At 32.7% G+C, this 21,323-nt stretch carries 10 protein-coding genes; 9 read left to right on the forward strand and 1 reads right to left on the reverse strand.

Translation table 11 applies throughout. The annotated features are described in order from the left end of the window. Positions 1 to 57: 57 nt before the first annotated feature. A complete protein-coding gene (locus tag ACH5TW_RS00615; protein WP_439334534.1) occupies positions 58 to 297 on the forward strand; it encodes a helix-turn-helix domain-containing protein in 240 nt (79 codons plus the stop codon). Positions 298 to 396: 99 nt separating this feature from the next. Here ACH5TW_RS00615 and ACH5TW_RS00620 read toward each other — a convergent pair whose 3' ends face one another. Further along, complete coding sequence (locus tag ACH5TW_RS00620; RefSeq protein ID WP_439334535.1) at positions 397 to 2,796, reverse strand: glycoside hydrolase family 127 protein; 2,400 nt, start codon at positions 2,794 to 2,796, stop codon at positions 397 to 399. Positions 2,797 to 3,325: 529 nt separating this feature from the next. Here ACH5TW_RS00620 and ACH5TW_RS00625 point away from each other — a divergent pair. From ACH5TW_RS00625 to ACH5TW_RS00660, 8 genes are all read left to right on the forward strand, one after another. Next, entirely contained in the window at positions 3,326 to 6,367 is a 3,042-nt protein-coding gene (locus ACH5TW_RS00625; RefSeq protein WP_439334536.1) for a SusC/RagA family TonB-linked outer membrane protein, read from the forward strand. Positions 6,368 to 6,394: 27 nt separating this feature from the next. After that, on the forward strand, positions 6,395 to 8,023 hold the full coding sequence (locus ACH5TW_RS00630; RefSeq protein ID WP_439334537.1) for a RagB/SusD family nutrient uptake outer membrane protein: 1,629 nt from the start codon (positions 6,395 to 6,397) through the stop codon (positions 8,021 to 8,023). 229 nt (positions 8,024 to 8,252) lie between these two features. After that, the gene (locus tag ACH5TW_RS00635) at positions 8,253 to 10,574 is read left to right on the forward strand and encodes a GH92 family glycosyl hydrolase (RefSeq protein ID WP_439334538.1); all 2,322 of its coding nucleotides are present in this window, start codon (positions 8,253 to 8,255) and stop codon (positions 10,572 to 10,574) included. A 37-nt stretch (positions 10,575 to 10,611) separates the two neighbouring features. Continuing rightward, positions 10,612 to 12,888: a GH92 family glycosyl hydrolase gene (locus ACH5TW_RS00640; RefSeq protein ID WP_439334539.1), complete on the forward strand. Its 2,277-nt coding sequence runs from the start codon at positions 10,612 to 10,614 to the stop codon at positions 12,886 to 12,888. A 4-nt stretch (positions 12,889 to 12,892) separates the two neighbouring features. Beyond that, positions 12,893 to 13,459: a hypothetical protein gene (locus ACH5TW_RS00645; RefSeq protein WP_439334540.1), complete on the forward strand. Its 567-nt coding sequence runs from the start codon at positions 12,893 to 12,895 to the stop codon at positions 13,457 to 13,459. A gap of 27 nt (positions 13,460 to 13,486) precedes the next feature. Continuing rightward, positions 13,487 to 15,064: a glycoside hydrolase family 28 protein gene (locus tag ACH5TW_RS00650; protein ID WP_439334541.1), complete on the forward strand. Its 1,578-nt coding sequence runs from the start codon at positions 13,487 to 13,489 to the stop codon at positions 15,062 to 15,064. Between the two features lie 14 nt (positions 15,065 to 15,078). Continuing rightward, on the forward strand, positions 15,079 to 18,348 hold the full coding sequence (gene lacZ / locus ACH5TW_RS00655; RefSeq protein ID WP_439334542.1) for a beta-galactosidase, LacZ type: 3,270 nt from the start codon (positions 15,079 to 15,081) through the stop codon (positions 18,346 to 18,348). A 1-nt stretch (position 18,349) separates the two neighbouring features. Beyond that, positions 18,350 to 21,322 (forward strand): glycosyl hydrolase 115 family protein, encoded by a 2,973-nt coding sequence (locus tag ACH5TW_RS00660; protein ID WP_439334543.1) that lies wholly within the window; start codon positions 18,350 to 18,352, stop codon positions 21,320 to 21,322. The last annotated feature ends 1 nt before the right edge of the window (position 21,323 follow it).

Below are 21,323 nucleotides of genomic sequence, written 5' to 3' on the forward strand. Positions count from 1 at the left end.
TGTTACATCTAGATAAACAGAGTTTCTTTCATAAGTTTCATAGAAGAATGGTTTGAAATGGATGATGAAGGTAAAAGAATGAATGACGTTTTTAAATTTGCTATGGAAAATTATTGTAAACCAATAACTTTAAATGCAGTATCAACAAAAGCACATATGAGTAAAAATGCATTTTGTAGATATTTTAAAAAGCGCATAAATAAAATACTTTTTCAATTTTTAATTGAAAAACGCATAGAAAATGCTTGTAAGCTTATTTATAATAGTCCAGACCTTTTCATTTCTTCATTTTCTTAACAATGTGGTTTTCAAAATACAACTACCTTTAATAGGAAGTTTAAAGAAATTTAAGGTGTTACACCTTCGTGTTATAGGTTACAGTATTACTAATGCTTTTTATTCAACTTCCCATTCAAAAATACCCGCAGCATTTTTTTTGGCAAGTTTTACTTCTAGTTTTAAAGCATTTGTTTTTATAGGCTTAAACCTAACTTCATTACCAAAGCCTTTTTTAATTCCGTATTCTGATGTGTTTTCTATAGGAATCCATTCATCTGTTTTGTTTTTATAATATAAAGTCCAACTTTCAGGAACTTGACATCCCCCCCAGGGTTTATCGTCATACCAATATACTGTTGATCGACTTATTGTTTTTTCTTCAGCAAAACTATAAGAAATCCATTCTGTAGTACCTTCTTTTGGCCACCAATGGTAATATGGTAAAGATTTGTCATCTTCATTTTTAGGTAAAAGTCTATCATTAATGGCGGCAATGGCTTTAACGTTATGAGATGCTTCTATTTTGCTTTTAGAAGCAATAGTTGGAGGCATTGTTGGTTTTGTAGCGTTTAGTTCTATTGGTAACCAAACAGACATGTCGCCGCTTCCACGATGTGCCCACGCATAATAAGGTATCATGTTTAATTTTACATCTTTTGTAACAAGTTTGCCTTGGTCGCTATAGCTTAATGATTGTGCTTGCGTTTGAATCGTATTAATACCATAAAGTAAATCGTTTTTCTTTTCTACTTTAAACTTGGGCTGCTTATTTAGAATAATGCTAAAAATATCAAAATCGTTATCAGGCCATTCTGCACAATAAACAACAGGGCCTCGTTCAATAGATACTTTGCCTTGGTTTTCTTTAACAGCAGGATTTGCTTTTACAGTTCTTGCTTCCATCTCAAAATGAACATCGACTTTGTCTCCTTTTTTCCAAGTTCGATTTATGCTTACATACCCTTTTTCAATATTACTTGGTGTTTCTTTTCCATTTATTCTTATAGTGAAACCTAATTCTTTTTTATCATAAAAAGTATAAAGATTAGATGGGACGACATTATTCTGTAACCAACCCGGAATACGAATTTTAAGAGTAAAAACCTGTTTTCTTTTTGGAGAAATTTCTAAGTTTATATCTCCAGACCAAGGATAATTTGTGTTTTGTTTTATAGAAACTTGTTTGTTATTAACGCTAAGATCTGAATTGTTAGACATGAAAAGATTTACGTATATATCATCATTATTAACAGCATATACATATCCTGGAATAGAAGGTATAAAGCGACTAATATTTGACGGGCAACATGCGCATCCAAACCATGCTTGTCGTTGGTGTTGACCAATAGATTCTAATGGGTTAGGATAGAAGAAGCTACCACCATCTAAGGATACTCCAGATATTAGACCGTTATACAAAGTACGTTCTAAAACATCGTAATATTTAGAGTCTCCATGTAGTAAGAATAAACGATGATTTAAGTATACATTACCAATAGCGGCACAAGTTTCACAATAAGCAGACATGTTAGGGAGCTCATAATTTTTACCAAAAGCTTCTCCGTGTCCTGTTGCGCCAATACCTCCTGTGATATATAGTTTTTTTGACACTATATTATCCCAAATTCTGTCAATGGCATGAATATAATTTTCATCGCCAGTAAGGGCAGCAACATCAGCCATGCCAGAATACATGTATGCTGCGCGAACCGCATGTCCAACAGCTTCATCTTGTTCTAAAACAGGTTTGTGAGATTGACTATATTCTGATTTAATATGCGTGTGCCCACGTTTGTCTAGTATTAGTTTTGCAAAATCAAGATATTTTTTTTCTCCTGTAACAACAGAAAGTTTAGCAAGCGCCATTTCTGTAATTTGATGTCCAGGAACGACCATGGTTTGTCCGGGTTGATCTCCAACTTCTCGTACGGCACAATCGGCAAATTTAATAGCAATATCAAGAAAATTTCGTTTTCCTGTTGCTTGGTAATGTGCAATAGCACCTTCAACCATGTGTCCAAGATTGTACAGTTCATGGCTTAAATCTTCTTCTTTTTCCCAACGTTTTGTACCTGCCCAATCGTGAGTATGTTCAGGATTCATTGTTCTAAAGGTGTATAAATACCCATCTGGTTCTTGAGCTTTACCTACAATTGTAATAAGACTATCAATATACTTATCTAATTTTTCATCAGTAAAAGTTTGCATGGAGTAGCTAGCGCCTTCAATTGTTTTATAAACATCGGTATCATCAAATGTAAAGCCTTCTACTTTATATTTTTTATCAGGGTTTGCTGCTTTTAAGAAATTTTCATAGCGTCCTGTTGTTTCGCATTTGCCAAAGGCAAGTGGAATAGTTGTAACTCTACTGGCTTTAAGGCGTTGTCCCCAAAAGACATCTGTAACATTTACCGAAGTAAATGGTACAGGAGATATTGGGTAACCTCTGCTTGTGTTCTTTTGTGCTAGACTTATAAAAAAGCATAGAATAAAAGCTGGTACTAATAGTTTACTCATCATATTAATGTTTGTTATTATAGGCGTCCATGTCATCAGACTAATTTTCTGAAGAGATCTTCGCTTTTTTTTAATTTATAAATTATTATTTATTGCATTATTTTGTTTTTGTAAAAGTAAAGTGTTAGAATTTTATTCTAAAGAAAAAAACACCATAAAGCGATACTATATTACCTGTTTTGGTGTTTTTTGTCAAAAAATCTATTAAACCCTAGTTGGTTAAATTGTTTTTTCGTGAATAATCTATGGGGGTTTTTTATAATTTTTTAAAAATAAGTATAAGTAAGTTAGATTTATACAAAATACTAGAAGCAATAAACCAAATAATACAACCTATATCCCCCTTAGTTTGTAATTTTTTGTGAGAATACATCTGTGGTTTTTATTTAATTATCTTTTTCTGTATTCATTGTATCTCAACTATAGTAAGGAGTCTTTAATTTGTCCATATTAAAGAATAATATGTCCATCTATAATTTTATGTTAAATTCTAGTTTAGCTCAATAATAAATATTAAAACAAACTAAATATGAAAAAACTAAAACTATTATTAATAGCCATGTTGCTATGTTTTTCATCAATCTCATGGGCGCAAGATAGTGTGTCTGGAGTTGTAACGGATGCTAATGATGTTCCTATACCAGGAGTAAATGTCGTTATTAAAGGTACTACAACGGGAAGTGCTACAGATTTTGATGGAAATTATGCAATTAAAGCCAATGTGGGAGACGTGCTTAGTTTCTCTTACCTTGGTTATGAAACATTAGAGCTTACTTATAATGGAGGATCTAAACTGGATGCAAAATTAAGTGAGGATGCTGCTCAATTAGATGAGGTAGTTGTTATTGGTTACGGTTCTGTAAAGAAAAGTGATTTAACAGGTTCTGTTGCTCAAATTAGTTCTAAGACTATACAGCAAGCAAATAAGGTAGATGCTGTTTCAGCATTACAAGGTCAAGCGCCTGGTGTTGTTATTCAACGTACTGATAATAAGCCTGGTTCAGGTGGGTTTAATATACGTATTCGTGGAGCTAGTACAATTAACACAAATGATAGTAATGGATTTAATCCTGGACAAAACCCATTATTTATTGTAGATGGGATTTTTGTAGATGATATTTCATTTTTGAATCCTGCAGATATTAGTAATATGAATGTCCTTAAAGATGCATCAGCTACTGCTGTATACGGTTCAAGAGGAAGTAATGGTGTGGTTTTAATAGAAACCAAGCGTGGAAAAAGCGGGAAATTAAAAGTCGATTACAGTAATTATGTAGGTTTTAAACAAGCATATCATATGCCGTCATTGTTTAATGGAGCAGAATATGTTGAGTTTATTAAAGATGTAGCCGTTGGTGCAGAGTTTGTTTCAGGAAATACGAGTTATAGAGCGAGTGATGTCGATCTTACGGCAGGAATATTTGATGCTGAAGAACAACAAAATGTTGCTGATGGTATAAGTACTGATTGGGTAGATTTAATTACTAGAAATGGGTTTCAAACAAACCATACACTTGGATTAAGTGGAGGTAATGAAAACACTACTTATTCGGCTGGTTTGGCTTATACGCAAGATGAAGGTACTGTAGCAGGAGAAGATTATACAAGGTATAATGTTAGAGGAAGTTTGAATAGTGATCTTTCTGATTGGCTTAATGTAAGTGTAAGTAATTATATCACTACCGCTATTCAAAATGAAGGAAGTAGGGAGGCGTTTAGAAGTGCTGTAAGATTAAAACCTATAGGTCGTCCATATAATGATGATGGGTCTTTGCGTTTTTTTCCAACAAATAAGGAAACTCAAATTACAAATCCAATATTTGATACTCAAAATATTACAAGAGAAACAAAATTTTTACAGTATATAGGAGATATAGCAGTGCAAATAAAGCCTATAGAAGCTTTAACTATTACTTCTAAATTTTCGCCTAATATTAAATATAGCCGTTATGGTGAATACCGTGGACTGTATTCAAAAAGTGTTAGTGGTAATGCTTCAAACAGAAGAGCTGTTGTAAATAATTCTAACTACTTCTCTTATTCTTGGGATAATATATTTAACTATAAGTTTAATAAAGGAGTTCATGCACTTGACGTAACAGGTGTGATTTCAAGATTTTTAGAGCGTTCTGAAGGTTATAATAATCAAGTTAGAAATTTTACTACAGATGATTTTACATTTTATAATCTAGGTGCAGGTCTTGATATTAGAGATGTTTCAAGTGGTTTTTCTAAACAATCTTTAGAATCTTACACGGGTAGAATAAACTACACACTTATGGATAAGTACCTGTTTACAGTAACAGGACGTTATGATGGGGCTTCTATTCTTGCAGAAGATAATAAATGGGCATTTTTCCCATCAGCAGCTTTTGCTTGGAAAATGATGGATGAAGATTTTATGCAAAATCAACAAACGTTTTCTAATGCTAAACTTAGGTTAAGTTATGGACAAACTGGTAACAATGGTCAAGGAGGCGGATTAGGTCCTTTAAAATCACAGTCACTTATTGCAGCTAGCGCTACTAATTTAGGAGATAGTTCAGTGTCTGGTGCTTATATTACTGGTATAGCAAACAAGGATCTTTCTTGGGAAAAAACGACAGAGATAAACGTAGGTTTTGATTTTGGATTCATGAATAATAGAATTAATGGTTCTATTGATGTTTATGATAGACAAAATACTGATATTATTTTTGGTAAAGAATTACCAGCGGTTACTGGGTTTACTAGAATATTTGAAAACATTGGAGAGTCTAGTAATAAAGGAATTGAGATTGCCTTAAATACAACAATAATTGATAAAGGTGATTTTAAATGGACTACCAATTTAAATTTTGCTTCAAATAAGAACGAACTTAAAAAATTAGCTAAAGATCAAGATATCTTTTTTAACGTAGGTGGAACAAGTCTTATTCATAGAGTAGGTGAGCCAATAGGTGCTATTTTTGATTATGAATTTGCTGGTATTTGGCAATTAGATGAAGAAGCTGAAGCAGCAACATTCGGGCAATATCCTGGTCAAGTAAAAGTAACTGATGTTAATAATGATGGTCAAATTACATCTGATGACAGAAAAGTAATTGGGCAAGTAACTCCTAAATGGACAGGCGGTTTTACAAGTACTATGAACTATAAAAACTTTGACTTTTCATTCATGATAAATACAAGTCAAGGCGCTAAAATGAGAAGTAATTTTCATGCAAACTATTCTTGGGGATGGGGTAATCAAGCTCAAAGAACCTTTAACGGTTATAATGTAGATTACTGGACACCTGAAAGTCCTTCAAATACATGGCATCAACCAGGTAATGCTGGTCCTTATCGTAATGCTATTCAATATAAAGATATATCATTCACTAAAGTAGGGTTTATAACTTTAGGGTATAAACTTCCTTCTCAAATATTAGAAAAGCTTAAAATAAACAGTTTAAGAGTTTATACTACGGTACAAAATCCTTTTGTGTTTACTGATTACGATGGATGGGATCCTGAAAATGCAGGAAGAAACCAATGGGGTGCAGCATTTATGTCACGTACAATTATGACAGGTATTAATTTAAGCTTCTAACTAATAATTAAATTAAATTTAAGAAAAATGAAAAACATTAATTATAAATTAATTTTAATACTGCTTGTTATAGCAGTGTTTAGTACGGGTTGTGAAAGCTTCCTAGAAGAAGAGAATAACTCATCATTAACTATAGAAACAGCTGTTTTAAAATCTGAAACTTTTGATCAATTAGTAGCGTCTGTTTACGAAAGATCTAGAGAAGCTACAACTAGTTACGCTCCAGATATGTATTATATGCTTGAAGACTTAGGTACAGATATCGTTACAAGAGGAACAGCAATTTCTGGAGTAAGTGATATTAATGATTATGTGAATTTTAATCCGTTAAATGGGGTAGTATATATATATTGGTCGAATCAATATAGTATAATTTCTGCAGCAAATATTGTTTTAGATAATGCAGATTTAATTGAAGGCGTTGATGCTGGTGTTAAAACGACAGGAATAGCTGAAGCTAAATTTTTTAGAGCATTGTCTTATTTTAATTTAGTAGAAAACTATGGAGGAGTGCCATTGGTGCTTAACCAAGTTTCTAGCCCTGATACAGATTACACTCGTGCTACAGAAGAAGCTGTTTATACACAAATAGTTCAAGACCTTCAAGATGCTTTAGCAGGTGTTCCTTCAACAGTAAGTGAATATGGAAGGGTGACTAAGGATGCGGTAAGACATTTTATGTCAAAAGTATTATTAACTAGAGGTTACAAAACTTTTGGTTCTGGAGCAGATTTTACTCAGGCTGCAGCATTAGCAGAAACAGTAATTTCAAGCCATCCTTTAGTTCCTTCATTTGCTAATTTAGTAGATATAAGTAACCAAAGAAACTCTGAAGTTGTATTTTCATATTTATTTGGAAGTAATTCAGTTAGTAGAGGTTGGGGTAATTCAAGACACATGTTATACCAGTTTAGATTTTTTGACTATCCTGGTTTAACAAGAACACTTAAAGGGTTAGATCCTATGCCAACACCATTCTTTTATAGTCTTTTTGATGATGCAGATGAAAGAGCAGAAGCTACATTTACAAGAGAAATTTATGCTACTCAAGATTATACTGGGAAAAATGGTGAAGCAGTATCTGCAGGAGAATTAGCTATATTGTTACCGAAAACAGCTTGGACTCAAGCAGAGATTGATGCTGTGCCTTATGCAGTAATAAACCCAGGTACTTATTTTACAAGTGATGGTATTACACCAGTACATTACCCACAGTTTATAAAATTTGAAGACCCATCGGTACCATTTACACAACCAGATCAATCTTCACAAGGAGAAAGAGATATGGTTATGATGCGATCTGGGGAATCTTATTTAATTGCTGCTGAAGCATATTTACAAGCTTCTAATGCAACTGATGCTGCTGCAAGACTTACAACGTTAAGATCTAGAGCAGGTTTAACTACACCTGTTGTAGCAGGAGATGTTGATTTAGATTTTATTCTTGATGAAAGAGCTAGAGAGTTAGCAGGTGAAGTTAATAGATGGATGGATTTAAAAAGAACAGGAAAGTTAATTGAAAGAACTTTAATACATAATCCACATGCAGCATTTAATAATGCTTTGGAAGCAAAACATCTTTTACGTCCTATTCCTCAAAAAGAAATAGATATTACTGGAGGTAGTATTACACAAAACCCTAATTACGATAATTAATAGCACAAGTAAGAATTTGAATAGTTGAGTTTAGTTTTTAGATATAGGCAGGCGAGTTAAATTGCCTGCTTATATTTTTTATAAATTAAATAAAAACATAAACACCTTCTTGTCAGTGTTTTAGATGAATATCAGTGTCAAGCTTAAGACATTAAAATAAGTCTCATTTCTATAAGAATTAAATAGAAAGTTTAGCCCAAATATTAAGGTTGTCATAGATTAGAAGTCAATGAAATTGAATAGAATTTATATTAAAAGAAATATTGTAATAGTATTGTTTTTTCTTTTTTTCATATCCTGTAAGGAAGAAAAAATAACAACTATAGAAAACACACAATTTGTCGATAATGTGTATCCATTACTTGATACAGAAAATTCTAGATGGTTTTTCTTTTCTTCTGCTAGTCGTCCTTTCGGAATGGTTAATTTAAGTCCAGATACAGAAATAAATGGTGCATGGGGATCTGGTTATCGATTTTCTAAAGACACCATAAAAGGGTATAGTCATATTCATGCTTGGCAAATGTCTGGTTTATCTGTATTGCCAGTTACAGTTGATAAATCAAATAAAAAAAATATATACAAAGATTTTTATTCAAAATTCTCGCATGATAAAGAAAAGGTGTCTCCTGGTTATCATTATGTTGAGCTAAATAGATACGCTATAAAAACAGAATTAACAAGCACAAAAAGAGTAGGTTTTCATAAGTATACATATCCTAATAAAAAGATTCAAAAATCAATACTTTTTAATCTTAACACCATGTTAGGACCATGTGAAAACATGGAAGGGGTATTAAATAAGGATAACGATAAAGAACTTTCGGGCAAATTTGTGATGAAGCCAACGCATCGTCGTATAAAACCGTTAACTGCGTATTTTAAAATAAAATTAAATGTTCCTGTTACATCCATAGAACAAGATAGTGTTACAAAAAATTACTTGATTAATTTAAATGAATTAGATCAAGACGTATTAATGAAAGTAGGTATCTCTTATACCTCTGTTGAAAATGCGAATATTAATATTCAAGAAGAATTACCACATTGGGATTTTAATAAAGTTGTAAATCAATCAAAAACAGAGTGGAATAATTTATTAGGAAGAATAGAAGTAGAAGGCGGTACAGAAAAAGAACAAAGACGTTTTTATACAGATTTATGGCATGCATTACAAGGACGCAGAACTATTAGTGATTTTAATGGTGCATATCCAGATAATATAGGTTCAGAATTTAGAATAGGTCAAATTCCTCTTGGTGTAGATGGTAAACCTAAGTTTAATCAATATAACTCCGATTCTTTTTGGGGTGCTCAATGGACTATAAATACACTTTGGGGTCTTGTTTACCCTGACGTTATGGAAGATTTTACACAGTCTTTAATGCAATATTATAAAGATGGTGGTATAATTCCTCGCGGACCTTCAGGAGGCGATTATACTTATGTTATGACAGGAGCTTCTTCAACGCCTTTTATAGTAAGTGCTATTCAAAAAGGACTTATAAAAACCGATTTAGAGGGTGTTTATCAAGCACTTAAAAAGAACCATATGCAAGGTGGTATTATGGGGAAAGCAGGTTATGAGCATCTTACTAACTTAGGAGGTGGTTTAAAATATTATTTAGATAAAGGTTATGTGCCTCATCCATTACCAGAAGGCGACAGTTATGGAATACATTTAGATGGGTCTAGTCAAACTATGGAGTATGCTTATCAAGATTGGACTTTAGCACAATTAGCTAAAAAGTTAGGACATGTTGAGGACTATAATTACTTTTTGAAGCGTTCTGAAAATTATAAAAACGTATTTAATAAAGAAGCCGGTTGGATGGCGCCTAAAAATATAGATGGTGAATGGAATGTGGATTTCGATCCTTATCAATATGAAAATGGCTTTATTGAATCTAATGCTGCACAATCAACATGGTTTGTACCTCATGATATTGATGGTTTAGCGACTTTAATGGGAGGTAAAGAAAAAGCAGTAGAAAAATTAAATACCCAATTTAAAACGGCCGAAAAATTAAAATTCACATCAGGAACATCACATGCAGCAGAATTACACCCAGAATATTCTCGAATTCCTGTAAATTTTGGTAATCAACCATCGATGCAAACAGCTCATATTTTTAATCAATTAGGACGACATGATCTTGCTCAGTATTGGACAAGGAAAGTGGTGAAAGAAACCTTTAGTGGTTTAGCTCCAAATACAGGTTATAATGGTGATGAAGATCAAGGTTTAATGGGTAGTTTAAATGTATTAATGAAAATTGGATTGTTTCAAATGAATGGAGGAACAGAAGAAAATCCAGAATATCAAATAGGAAGCCCAATTTTCGATAAGATATCAATACAGTTACATCCAGATTATTATTTAGGAAAAGAGTTTGTAATTAAAACTCAAAATAATTCATTAGAAAATGTATTTGTAAATAGTGTCGAAATTAAGGGGGAACCTGTTAATGATTATACTATTAAACATAGAGATATTACAAATGGTGGCGAAATACTATTAGAGATGACAAACAAATCTATAGAAAAATAAAATTCATTACTTACTGAAAAAAGATAAATCTAAACACATGAAAAAAGGAATAGTATTAGCATTTTTTATTGGAATGTTTTCATTGTTTTCTAATATCAGTAATGCGCAAGATGTGCTTCATAAATATATAGACCCTATGATAGGGTCAGAAGGAGTAGGGCGTGTTTTTATAGGTCCATCTTGCCCTTATGGTATGGTAAAACCAAGTCCAGATTGTACCGCATCTCCAAATAGTGGCTGGAAACCAATGCCTATGGAAGTAACAGGTTTTAGTCAAGTACATGTAAGCGGTACAGGTGGAGGCCCTAAATATGGTAACATACAAGTTATGCCATTTTCAGGTGCTTTAGATAAGTTAGACCAAACATCTCACAGAGCTGAAGAACATGTGAAGCTAGGGTATTATCAATCTGTTTTCAAAGAAAATAATATAAAAACAGAAATTACAACTTCAGAGAAAGTAGCTTTTTATAAAATAACATATCCAGAAAACTCAAGTAAAGATTTTAAAATCGACCCCGGTTTTTTCTTAGGAGAAAAAGAAATTCCTAACAGCCGAGAATCTCAACAATTTGTAGGGTCTGAAATTGAAATCGTTTCAGATACTGAAGTTAGAGGATATAGCAGAATTAGAGGCGGTTGGAATAATGGTCGTGCATACACCGTTTATTTTTGGGCAGTTTTTGATCAACCCATTGCAAAATACGTTACTTGGAAAAATGGGAAGCTCTATGCTAATCAGACAGCACAATATGATTCTAGTCAAAAAACAGGTGCTTTACTTTCTTTTGGAAACCAAGGGAGTCAAGAGCTTCATGTTAAAATAGGGGTTTCGTATTTAAGTGCTTTAAAGGCAAAAAATAATATTGAAAAAGAGATTCCGCATTGGAATTTTAATACTGTTTTATCATCTTTAGAAAATAAATGGGAACAGATAATAAATAAAATTACACTGGCTCCAAGTACATCTCTAGATTACAAAAAAATGTTTTATACAGGGTTGTATCATACCATGTTGATGCCTGTAGATAGGTCGGGTGAAAACCCATTATGGAATGAAGTACCTTATTATGATGATTTTTATTGTATTTGGGACACTTTTAGAACCTCTAGCCCCTTAATAACACTTATAGATCCAGAACGTGAAGTTGAAATTGTTAACGCGATGCTTAATATTTATGAACGTGACGGATATCTGCCTGAAGGTAGAAGTGGTAATGATAACGGGCGTACACAAGGCGGGTCGAATGCAGAAACAGTAATTGCAGATGCTTTTGTTAAAAATTTAAAAGGTATAGATTATGAACTCGCATTAAAAGCGATGCTTAAAGATGCTGAAGTGCCTCCAGGAGGAAATGAAGAAGCAGAAGGACGAGGTGGTTTAGTCGAGTATTTAAATCTAGGTTATATCCCTTACGGAATTCCTAGAGCAGGAAATAGAACCATCGATTATGCTTACAACGATTACAACATTGCAACCGTTGCAAAAGGCTTAGGATATAACGATATTTACGAGCGTTATATGAAACAATCTAGCTACTGGGAAAACTTATGGAGAGACGATTATGAAGATGAAGGATTTAAGGGTTTTATTATGCCTAAAGATGAAGATGGTAATTGGTTAGATGATATTGTTTTTGGAAGTTCTAAAATTCAAAAACCAACATTTAAATATACAACACATGTAAAAGAATCGCCTTGGTATGTGTGCCACTGGTGTGTATTCTTTTATGAAGGCGATTCTTGGGAATATTCTTTTAGTTTGCCTCATGATATTCCAGAAATTATTAAGAAATCTGGAGGAAACGATGTGTTCAAAAATAGATTAAATACCTTTTTTGAGAAAAACTTATATAATGTAGCTAATGAGCCTTCATTCTTAACACCTACATTGTATCATTGGATTGGTCGCCCAGATTTAAGTAGCGATAGAATTGGGAAAATCATAAGAGATAATTTTAATGCTACACACATAGGTTTACCTGGTAATGATGATTCTGGGGCTATGTCTTCATGGTTAGCATTTCATATGATGGGTTTATATCCTAACGCAGGTCAACCGTATTATTTAATAAATACACCGTTGCTAGAGCAAACAAAAATACAGGTGCAAGACGGCGTATATTTTACAATAACAGCTAAAAGTTTATCTGCTAAAAATAAATATATAAAGCAAGCGTATTTAAATGGAGAGCCATATGATAAAGCATGGATAAATCATGACGATATTGTAAAAGGAGGCGAACTGACTTTTAAAATGGGCTCAAAACCATCTGCTTGGGGAACTACTATTTTACCACCTAAAAAAATATAGACACATGAAAAAACTAATTTTAATAACAGTTTGTTGTTTACTTTATAGTGCGGTAGAATCTCAAACTTATATTCCAGAAATAACAAATAATACAGAGCTGCAATATATCTGTAAATTGTATGGGCAAACAAGACCTGTGAATTTAAGACCTAAATTTGTTTCAGATACATTAATTATCGATTGGGATTTACGTAGCACAGTTAGAAAATACGCTATTTTACCCGAAGCCTTAGAAAACGGAACAGGTTTAACTTTTAATCAAGGAGAATCTCCAGATTTATTAGTTTTAGAGCCAACAGATACGTTTTTTATGATTTCAAAAGCTGCTTTTAAAGATTTAGTTTCTAATAACAAGTTTATATATAACAATACAACTTATAATTTAGATAAAACCAAAGTAGCGAATGAAGTTGTTATTGATGATAAAATAGTAAATGTCTTGTTTGTTAAAGCTGAAATAGATGAAACAGAAATGTGGATTTTAAATAACCCTAATTTTCCATTAATTTGTAAAATTTCTAAGAATCCTCTAGGAGTAAATTGTACCTTAACTGAAATTTTAGAAAGGTAATTTAAAATTAAATTTTAATCTTTTTTTATGATTAAAACAAAACGCTTTTTTTTAGTTAGTTTATCAGTTTTACTGTTCTTTTTTTTATCAAATAAGTGCGTAGATCATATTGCTCAAAATAATCTAACCGATTTTGTTATTACAAACTACGGCGCTATTCCAGATGGAAAAACATTAAATACAAAGGTAATTCAAAAAGCTATAGATGAAGCTTTTAAAAATAAAGGTGGAAGAATTGTGTTTCCTAAAGGCAAGTTTTTATCGGGCAGTATTCAGTTAAAGAGTAACGTAACTTTATATTTTGAAGAAGGAGCTGTGTTGTTAGGAAGTACAAAACCACAGGACTATTTTAAGATGGATTTCCCAGGAAGGCCAACATCTCCTAAAAAAGATGATAACTCACAATTGGCTTTAATTTTAGCACATAAAGCCAATAATATTCAACTTAAAGGAAAAGGGAAAATTGATGGCCAAGGATTAAAACTAGCTTTAGCAGTAGATAGTTTGCATCATGCAGGTGTAACTATAGATCCAAATTATAATAATAGAAGACACAGACCCAATGAAACCATGCGGCCTAAATTGTTTAGATTTTCACAATGTAACAATGTCGAAATTACAGATTTAAAAGTAGGTGAAGCATCTTGTTGGGGATTATCGTTTGAGTTATGCTCAAATCTTATTTTAGATAATCTAAAGATTTTAAATCGTTCTTATTGGAATAACGACGGAATTGATATTACAGATTGTAAAAATGTTAAGATTGTAAATTGCGATGTTAATTCTGCCGATGATGGTATTTGTTTAAAATCATATTATCCAGGGTATTTTAACGATTCTATTTATATAGCCAATTGTACCATTCGTTCCAGCGCGAGTGCTATTAAATTTGGAACAGCATCTATTGGAGGTTTTAAAAATGTAACGATTAAAGATATTCAAGTTTTTGATACGTTTCGTTCTGCCATAGCCATCCAAACAGTTGATGGTGGTTTTATAGAAAATATAAATGTTTCTAATATAACAGCAGTTAATACTGGTAATGCCATTTTTTTAAGATTAGGCCATCGTTCTGGTGAAAAACCGGGGTCAATAAAAAACGTAAGTATTAAAAATATAAAAGTTCAAGTGCCTTTTGAACGTCCAGATATTAATTACGATTTGCGAGGTCCTGAAGTCGATTTTTTTCATAATCCCTTTTCATCAGCTATTGTAGGGATTCCAGATTATAAAATTAAAAATGTAATTCTAGAAAATATTGAAATAAACTACCCTGGAAAAGCATCAAAAGGGATGGCTTATGTACCTTTAAGTCGATTAGACCAAGTACCAGAGGAAATTAAAAAAAGTCCAGAATTTTCCATGTTTGGTGAATATCCAGCCTACGGACTTTATGTAAGGCATGCAAAAGGAATCACTATGAAAAATATCAAATTTACCCTTGATGATAAAGATTTTAGACCTGCTTTTGTTTTTGATGATGTTGAAGATTTAAGTATAAATCAAATTAGTATTCCAAAAAGTGAAAAAGGTCAAATCATTCTAAAAGATACAAAGGGCGTTTCTTTAGACAATGATGCTACACAAGTGGTAGAAAAATATTAGAATTATATACAATCATGATAAAAACTAGTTTTCAATTTATTATTTGTTTTTTGTTTTCAGTTGTTTTGCCTGCGCAGGACAATATTTGGGAAGACCCTGCTATCAATCAAATAAACAGATTACCAGCTCATGCTACTTTCTATTCTTATGAAAATTTAGATTTAGCAAAGGCTAATATTCTTGAGAACTCTAAGTTTTATAAATCTTTAAATGGCGATTGGAAATTTAACTGGGTAGCAAAACCAAGTGAAGCGTCAAATACATTTCAAGATACTAATTTCGATGTGTCGAATTGGACAACCATTAATGTGCCATCAAATTGGGAAATGAAAGGTTATGGGACGCCTATTTATACAAATATTAACTATCCGTTTTTTAATAATTATCCTTTTATTAACCATAACGATAACCCTGTTGGTCATTATATTAAAAGTTTCACCATAGATGAATCTTGGAATGAGCGCGATGTTATTCTTCATTTTGGAGGTGTGTCTTCTGCTTTTTATGTTTGGATAAATAGTGAGTTTGTTGGTTACAGTGAGGATACAAGATTACCTTCGGAATTCGATATTACAAAGCATTTAAAAAAAGGAACCAATAAAATTGCCGTAAAAGTATATCGTTGGTGCGATGGTAGTTATTTAGAAGATCAAGATACTTGGCGAATGAGTGGTATTGAGCGCGACGTGTTTTTAAAAGCCGTTCCAAAAGTGAGACTTTCAGATTTTACTGTAAGAACAGATTTTGATGAACATTACGAAGATGCTTTACTGCAAATTAGACCAAAATTTACCGTAAATATTCCAGATAAATTTATTGAAAAGATTGGACATTTTAGTACGACGCCGTTAAGAACAGTTGTTGATGATTGGACGCTAACAGCTCAATTACTTGACGCAGAAGGAAACAATGTAGGCGAAGACAAAGTATTGAGTTTAGATACTTTTTTAGGTGAAGGTTACCCAGCTAGAGATAACGTGTATTTCGGAATTGTTGAGATGGCTATTAAAAAACCAAAACAATGGTCGGCAGATGTTCCTTATTTGTATACGTTGCTTTTAACGGTAAAAGATAATGAAGGGAATTCGGTAGAATTTACAAGCACTAAAGTAGGTTTTAGAGAAGTGAAAATTGACGAAAAAGGCCGGTTTTTGGTTAACGGAAATCCCGTAAAATTAATTGGCGTGAATCGTCACGACCATAGTATGACAAATGGTAAAGTGGTTTCAAAAGCCGACATGGAAAAAGATGTGCAGCTTATTAAAAAATTCAACTTTAATGCTGTTAGAACGTCTCACTATCCAAACAATCCTTATTTCTACGATTTATGTAATAAGTACGGACTTTATGTTATGGATGAAGCAAACCTAGAAACGCACGGTCTAGGTGGGAAATTATCAAATGATGCAAGTTGGGCAAATGCATTTTTAGAACGCGGTATGCGTATGGTTGAACGCGATAAAAATCATCCAAGTATTGTTATTTGGTCTTTAGGAAACGAGTCTGGTACAGGCCCAAATCATGCTGCTATGTCTGGGTGGATTAAAGATTTAGATCCAACCCGTTATATACATTATGAAGGTGCGCAAGGTGACCCAACCGATGCTAAATATCAAAGTCGTTTTTGGCCATCTCATGTAGGGAATCCAACCGACCCAAAATGGGTTGATATGTTAAGTAGGATGTATCCGCAACCTAACGAATTAGAAAGCTTAATAAATAATACAAATTTTGATAAACGTCCAGTGCTAATGTGTGAGTACGCTCATGCAATGGGGAATTCTTTAGGAAACATGAAAACCTATTGGGATGTTATTTATAAATACGACCGAGCTTTGGGTGGTTTTATCTGGGATTTTATAGATCAAGGACTGTTAAAAATTGATAGTAAAGGAAATGAATATATTGCTTATGGGGGTGATTATGGAGATATACCTAATGACGGAAGCTTTTGTATCAACGGTATTGTAACTGCAGATAGAAAACCAAAGCCAGAAATTTATGAAGCAAAAAAGGTAAATCAACCAGCAGTTATAACTGCAATAAATGCTTTGGAAGGAGAATTCGAAATTTTGAATCGTCATCATATTTCAGATTTATCTAAATATAATTTAGTTTGGAATATTATAGAGAACGGTAAAATTATTCAGTCTGGAAATGTTTCAGCATTAGCAACAAAACCGGATCAAAAGGAAGCGTTTAAAATCGATTTCAAAAATATAAAACCTAAAAAAGGAAGTGACTATTTTATAAACATAAAAGGGGAGTTGAAAGAAAGTACACTTTGGGCAAAGAAAGGTTATGTGATTTTTGAAGAACAATTTCAATTGGCTTTAAAGTCATCAAAAGCAATTGATAAAACAACAAGCAAAAAAGATTTAATTGTTGAAGAATCAGAACAATTAATTACGGTTAAAAATCAATCTATTAAATTAGTCGTTAATAAAGCTTCAGGTTATATTACATCCTATAATTTTAAAGGCATTGAACTTATAAAAAATCCTTTAAAGCTAAATTTTTGGAGACCAGAAACCGAAAACGATAAAGCGTATAGAAGGTCAATGAAAAAAACAAATGAACGCGATTGGTTTGTTGCGGGTAATTTATTTAAAGTTGAGAATATAGAAACTATTGCTTCTGAAAAAGGTAAAGTCGTTATTACTGTTAAAGGCAATATTGAAAACCCGAAAACAGAAGTAAATTTAAAGTATACAGTTTTAGGAAATGGCTATGTAAAAGTAAATCAGTCAGTAGTTATTGATAAAAACACACCTGATGTTCCTAAAATAGGAATGCAGTTTGATGTTGCCAATCAGTATAAAAAAGTAAGTTATTTTGGTAAAGGTCCACAGGCTAATTATCAGGATAGAAATACTGCAGCTTTATTAGATTTTTACAAAGGCGATGCGAATACAATGAGTTATGAATATGTAGTGCCACAAGAATACGGAAACCACATGGAAACGCGTTGGTTTAAATTGCAAAACACTTCAGGTAATGGGCTTTTAGTTAAAGGTGATAATCCTATAAACTTTAGTGTGTCTCCCTACAGCACAGAAAATTTAGATGCAGCAACACATACCAATACATTAGTAAAAAGAGGAGTGTTAACAGTTAATGTCGATTTAATTCAACAAGGTATTGGAGGCGATAATACATGGTCTTTTAAGGCAGAACCTCACTCCGAATATAAAATTAAATCTGGAGCTTATAATTACTCATTTTATTTAATTCCAATAGATAATAAGACCATTAAAATTAATCCTGAAACTATAAAATTTTAGTATGTTAAAACATTTGTATTTTGTATTCGTCTTTTTTCAATTGGGTTCATATGTTCAAGCACAATCTGGCTCTGAATTTTCTATTATAGAAAACGGAAAAACAACATCTATTTTAACAGACAAGAATGATTTTAAAGTGGTACAAATTGCATCCGATTTGTTTATCAAAGATGTATTGAATATTTCAGGACAAAATGTAAAAAGAGCAATTGATAAAAATGCAACATCTGGAATCGTTATAATGGCGGGAACGATAGGGAAAAGTAAATATATCGATGCCCTTATTGCTAAGAATAAAATAGATGTTTCAAAAATTGAGGGAGATTGGGAACGTTATGCAATACAAGTCGTTGAGAACCCTAAAAAAGGCATAGAAAAAGCATTAGTAATTGCAGGTAGCGACCGAAGAGGAACCGCTTATGGAATTTTAGAATTATCAAGAAAAATAGGTGTTTCTCCATGGGAATGGTGGGCAGACGTTACTCCTTATAAAAGTGAAACAATTAGTGTCCCAATTGAAAATAAAGTATCTAAAAAACCATCTGTAAAGTATAGAGGGGTGTTTTTAAACGATGAAGATTGGGGATTGCAACGTTGGGCAGCTTTAAATTATGAACCAGAAACGGGTGACATGGGATCAAAAACCTATGCCAAAGTATTTGAATTATTATTACGATTAAGAGCCAATACTATTTGGCCAGCAATGCATAGAAGCACAAAACCTTTTTATTCATTTCCTGAAAATAAATTGATAGCTGACAATTATGCAATTGTTATAGGAACATCGCACGCTGAACCTATGTTAAGTAATATTAATACAGAATGGAATCATGAAACTATGGGAGAGTATCGTTATGATACAAATTCTGAAGTTATAAAAAAAATGTTTGCTAAGCGTACAAAAGAAACCGCTAAATATGAAGGTATTTATACTACAGGTATGCGAGGAGAACATGATTCGCCTATGATTGTTGGTGAAGATGATACAGATCAGCAAGTAAAATTATTAGAACAAATAATTAAAGATCAGCGTACTATTTTGAAAAAGGAAACCAAAAAAGATCCAAAATTAGTGCCTCAAGCTTTTGTTCCGTATAAAGAAGTTTTAAAATATTACCAAAACGGATTAAACTTACCAGAAGATATTACACTCGTTTGGACCGATGACAACTATGGTTATATGCGTCAATTAAGTAATCTAGAAGAGCAAAAACGTGCAGGAGGAGCTGGTGTGTATTACCATACTTCGTATTGGGGAAGACCGCATGATTATTTATGGTTAAACTCGACAAATCCTGTTTTAATGTGGGAAGAAATGACTAAGGCTTACGAGTTTAAATCACAAGATTTATGGGTTTTGAATTGTGGCGATATTAAACCACATGAGTATAGCATGGAGTTGTTTTTAGATATGGCTTGGGATATGGATAATTTTCAAAAAAGCACATCTGTAAAAGAACATATGACAACTTGGGCTACAAGAGAATTTGGTGCTACTATTTCGTCTGAAACTACCGATTTATTATTTGAAAATAACAGACTAGCTTATATACGACGACCAGAGTTTATGGCTTGGAGTCATGTAGAACCTGTTGTTAAAGCAGGTAAAACCGAAATGACACAATATCATTATGGCGATGAGGTAAATGCTAGAATTGAAGCATATAGAAAATTAGATAAAAGGGTAGATAGTTTATATCAAAAAGTAGATTCAAACCGCAAAGATGCTTTTTATCAATTGGTGTATTATCCAATAATAGGAGCGTCAAAATTAAATCAGAAATGGCTGTATAGTTATAAAAATAATTTTGCAGCACAACAAGGAAAGTCGAGTGCAGCTTATTTTGGTGAACAGGCTTTAGGTGTTTTTGAGCGCATTCAAAAAGAAACAAATTATTATAATAAAATACTTCAAAAAGGAAAATGGAATCATATTATGACGATGTCTCCTCGTAGTTTGCCTGTGTTTTCAAAACCAACATACACAACATTTGATTCAGATGAAAAACTGAGTTTAGGATTGGCTTTAGAAGGCTATCAAATGGAAGTGAATTACGATATTGTAAATAGTTTTGCAGATGTATTGCCCGTTTTCAATAGCTATACAGACAACCGTTATTTTATTGATGTTTTTTTAAAAGGAAAAGGCGATTTACAATGGACAGCGAAACCAAAACAGGATTGGATAAAACTTTCAGAAACATCTGGCACATTACAAAGTGAATCAGGGAAACAAGAAAAGCGTTTGTGGGTAAGTATTGATTGGGACAAAGTGCCAAAAGGAGAAAACAAAAAAGAGGCACCTTTGGGGCATGATTTTCAATTAATTCCACCAAGTTATAAGGTTAACAGTGCTATAGATTTTGTGACAGCAGATAGTACGATAACTATTGGGATTTCTGTATTTAATCCTAAATTTTCAGATTTAAAAGAATATAAAGGCTTTGTTGAAGATAAAGGTTATGTATCTATAAATGCTGAAAACTATACACGTAATAAAGCTGGTAAAGAAGCAAAATGGGAAGTTTTTGAAGGACTAGGTTATTCTGGTAAAGTTGTTAGTCCGTTACCTAGAAGCGTCGAGTCTGAGAGCAATTTAAAACATGTTCAAGAAAATAGCCCAGTATTAGAATACGATTTCTATACTTTTAATTTTGGAGAAGTTGATGTTAATTTACAAGCAGTGCCTACGCATGCTATTCACAATGATAGAGGTGTGCGTTGTGCTATCGCTATTGATGATTATGAACCAGTAATTGTAGACTTTCAGACCTTTGGAAGAAGTGATACTTGGAAACAGAATGTACTCAAAAATGCCAGTGTAGAATCGGTTAAGCAAATAGTAAACAAAGCAGGAAAGCATACTTTAAAAATTTGGATGATAGATTCTGGAATCATGATAGATCAAGTATTAATTGATTTGGGAGGTTGGAAAAATTCATATGCGTTCCCAAAAGAATCAATAAAGCAATAAA

Origin of the sequence: Thalassobellus sediminis, assembly GCF_044386045.1 — a bacterium.
Taxonomy (GTDB): domain Bacteria; phylum Bacteroidota; class Bacteroidia; order Flavobacteriales; family Flavobacteriaceae; genus Thalassobellus; species Thalassobellus sediminis.

Coding starts and splice junctions, on each gene's coding strand:
- ACH5TW_RS00630 (WP_439334537.1), top strand. CDS start 6,395: ATGAAAAACATTAATTATAAATTAATTTTAATACTGCTTGTTATAGCA.
- ACH5TW_RS00650 (WP_439334541.1), top strand. CDS start 13,487: ATGATTAAAACAAAACGCTTTTTTTTAGTTAGTTTATCAGTTTTACTG.
- ACH5TW_RS00635 (WP_439334538.1), top strand. CDS start 8,253: ATGAAATTGAATAGAATTTATATTAAAAGAAATATTGTAATAGTATTG.
- lacZ (WP_439334542.1), top strand. CDS start 15,079: ATGATAAAAACTAGTTTTCAATTTATTATTTGTTTTTTGTTTTCAGTT.
- ACH5TW_RS00640 (WP_439334539.1), top strand. CDS start 10,612: ATGAAAAAAGGAATAGTATTAGCATTTTTTATTGGAATGTTTTCATTG.
- ACH5TW_RS00615 (WP_439334534.1), top strand. CDS start 58: ATGGATGATGAAGGTAAAAGAATGAATGACGTTTTTAAATTTGCTATG.
- ACH5TW_RS00645 (WP_439334540.1), top strand. CDS start 12,893: ATGAAAAAACTAATTTTAATAACAGTTTGTTGTTTACTTTATAGTGCG.
- ACH5TW_RS00660 (WP_439334543.1), top strand. CDS start 18,350: ATGTTAAAACATTTGTATTTTGTATTCGTCTTTTTTCAATTGGGTTCA.
- ACH5TW_RS00620 (WP_439334535.1), bottom strand. CDS start 2,796: ATGAGTAAACTATTAGTACCAGCTTTTATTCTATGCTTTTTTATAAGT.
- ACH5TW_RS00625 (WP_439334536.1), top strand. CDS start 3,326: ATGAAAAAACTAAAACTATTATTAATAGCCATGTTGCTATGTTTTTCA.